At 73.3% G+C, this 2,786-nt stretch carries 3 protein-coding genes; all 3 read right to left on the reverse strand.

The annotated features are described in order from the left end of the window. Positions 1-1,166 (reverse strand): 2-succinyl-5-enolpyruvyl-6-hydroxy-3-cyclohexene-1-carboxylic-acid synthase (menD, locus tag A5659_RS14030; protein WP_067181886.1); only part of this gene is annotated, 1,166 nt, incomplete at its 3' end. Positions 1,167-1,271: 105 nt separating this feature from the next. Further along, entirely contained in the window at positions 1,272-2,057 is a 786-nt protein-coding gene (locus A5659_RS14035) for an alpha/beta fold hydrolase (RefSeq protein ID WP_066866434.1), read from the reverse strand. Then, on the reverse strand, positions 2,054-2,786 hold a 733-nt coding region (locus A5659_RS14040; RefSeq protein WP_067181889.1), incomplete at its 5' end, for an o-succinylbenzoate synthase. The genes A5659_RS14040 and A5659_RS14035, both read right to left, overlap by 4 nt.

A 2,786-nucleotide genomic window follows, 5' to 3' on the forward strand; every position in this document is an offset into this window, starting at 1 on the left:
AGGCCGACCAGCGCGGCGTCGCGGACCGGGTTGGACGCCCCGAGCACCAGTTGGTCGCCGGGCACCAGCGCGTCGGCCACCGCCGCCGCGACGTGCAGGCCGGTGGTCAGCGGGTGCGCCGCGAGCTGGCCGCGGACGGCGGCCAGGGCGTGCCGGTTGGTCTGCGCGCAGCGGTCCAACCAGGCCGGGTTGGGCGAGCCGGTGGTGACCGCCCGCGTCCCGGTGGCCTGCGAGTTGCCCGAGACGTCCGGCCAGCGCGGCCCGGTGGTCAGCGCGAACACCGGTACCTGCGGGTCGGCCAGCAGCGCCGACACCGGCCGGTGCAGGGTGGGACGGCCGAGCATGATCACCTGCTTGGGCCGCAGCAACGGCAGCGCGAGCGGGTGCAGCGGGTTAGGCACGGGCTGGCCAGAAAATGAAGTCGGCTCCGCGACCGTCGGCAGCTGGGCCAGGTTGGGCTGTGCGCCCGCGCCGTGCCCGGCGATGACGACCGTGTCGGGTGTCAGGTCGATGTCCAGCGGTTGGTCGAAGGTGACCGGCGGGGTGTAGGTCCACGGCCGCCCGCCCGGGCGGCCCGGCGGGGTCACCGCCTGGGGCTCGAGACCGGGGACCAGAGGTTCGCGCAGCGGGATGTCGAACTGCACGGGCCCGGCGTTGGCGGTGCGGGATCCGGTGGCGGCCGTCAGCACCCGGCAGGTGGCCGATCGCCAGGTGGCATTGAGCGCATCCAGCCGCTCGGGGGCGTCCTCGGCCAGCCCCAGGCTGATGGTGGCCCGCACCTGGGTGCCGAAGTAGCCCAGCTGCTCCATGGTCTGGTTGGCCCCGGTGCCCAGCAGTTCGTAGGGCCGGTTGGCCGACAGCACGATCAGCGGCACCCGGGCGTAGTTGGCCTCGATCACCGCCGGGCCGAGGTTGGCGACGGCGGTGCCGGACGTCATGGCGACGCACACCGGCGCGCCGGCGGCGATGGCCAGGCCGATGGCCAGGTAGCCGGCGGTGCGCTCGTCGATGCGGACGTGCAGGCGGACCCGGCCGGCCCGGTCGGCGTCCTGCAGCGCGAAGGCCAGCGGGGCGTTGCGCGAACCGGGGCAGAGCACCACGTCGCGGACGCCGCCGCGAATCAGCTCGTCAACGACGACGCGAGCCTGTGTCGTCGAGGGGTTCACTCCTACAGGGTGTCATAGCCCGCTGACGATGCCCGCCGCGCTGGGGCGGGAGGAGGAAGCGGGCGATCAACATAGGCCCTGTGTCATGCGCCCAGCGCGAGGCGGCTACTTGTGCTCGGCGAAGAACTTGAGCATGGCGGCGTTGACGGCGTCGGGCCGCTCGAAGAAGCCCAGATGGCCGGTGTCGGGGATCTGCACGTAGCGGCCGTTGGGCAGGGCGTCGGCGACCTCGCGGCCCAGGTACGGCGGCGTGAGCACGTCATCGGAGAAGCCGATCACCAGCACCGGCGTCGCGATGCTGCGGTAAGCGGTCAGCCGGCTGGTGTACGGCGCGACGTCGAGCTGGGCGCGCATGCCCGGGGTGGGCTTGACGGGCCAGGTGGAGAACATCGCGATCCAGTCGGCGACGGCGGTGTCGTCGTTGAGCGTCTTGCGGGAAAAGTTCTCCAGCAGGCGGATTTTCGCCTCGTATGCGGCCGGCAACGCGACGCCGGCGTCGGACAGCTCGGCCTCGGCGTCGCGGAAGAACTGCCGGGCCCGGTCCATGCGGCCGCGGGTGCCCATCAGCACCGCCGAGCTGACCAGCTCGGGCCGGGCCAGCATGAGCTCCTGGGTGATGAACGCGCCCATCGACATCCCGACGACGCGGGCCGGGGCCGCGTTCAGGCCTTCGATCAGCGCCGCGGTGTCGTCGACCATGGTCTGCGTCGAGAAGCCCTCCGCGTTCTCGGTGGCGCCGATCCCGCGATTGTCGAAGGTGATGACGCGGTAGCCGGCCGACAGGAACGCGGGGACTTGATAGGGGTGCCAGGTGCGTCCGGCGCCGCCGTGGCCGGCGATAAAGACCACGGGCTCACCGGAGCCGCGGTCGTCGTAAGCCAGGTTGATCACCCGGACGACGGTACAAGCAACTGATGGCAGGCCTTGACCCGGTCGATCCACCACTGCCGCCGCTCCGGCGCCGCCCGCAGCGCGCGCAGCCGCTCCGGATCGGGCCTGACCGGCCCCACCGGCAGGGTCCCGTCGACGGGCTCGAGGGCGTCGGCGACGTCCTGCAGAAACAGCCCGCCGGTGCCCAGCCCGCAGGCGTGCCGAAGCTGCGGCAGGGCCGCGGCGGCGGTCAGGCCCGCGGCGATGCCCACCGCCGAATCCAGCGCGCTGGACACCACCACCGGGATGTCGATCTGCGCGGCGATCGCCAGCATGGCCGAAATCCCGCCCAGCGGAGCGACTTTGAGCACCGCGATGTCGGCGGCGCCGGCGCGGACCACGGCCAGCGGGTCGTCGGCCTTGCGGATGCTTTCGTCGGCGGCGATCGGCACCTCAACGCGGCGGCGCAGCGCCGCGAGCTCGGCGACCGTCGCGCAGGGCTGTTCGAGATATTCCAGCGGGCCGTCGGCGGTCAGCGCGGCCGCGGCGGCCTGCGCCTCCTCGACGCTCCAGCCGCCGTTGGCGTCGACCCGCACGGTCGGCACCAGTTCCCGCACAGCGTTGACCCGGGCGACATCGTCGGCGAGGGTCTGTCCCGGCTCGGCGACCTTGACCTTGGCCGTGCCGGCCCCGGGGAAGCGCGCCAGCACCTCCGGCACGTCGGCGGCGGCCACGGCCGGCACGGTCGCG

This window comes from Mycobacterium sp. 1165196.3 (assembly GCF_001673415.1).
In the GTDB taxonomy this organism is placed as follows: Bacteria; Actinomycetota; Actinomycetes; order Mycobacteriales; family Mycobacteriaceae; genus Mycobacterium; species Mycobacterium europaeum_A.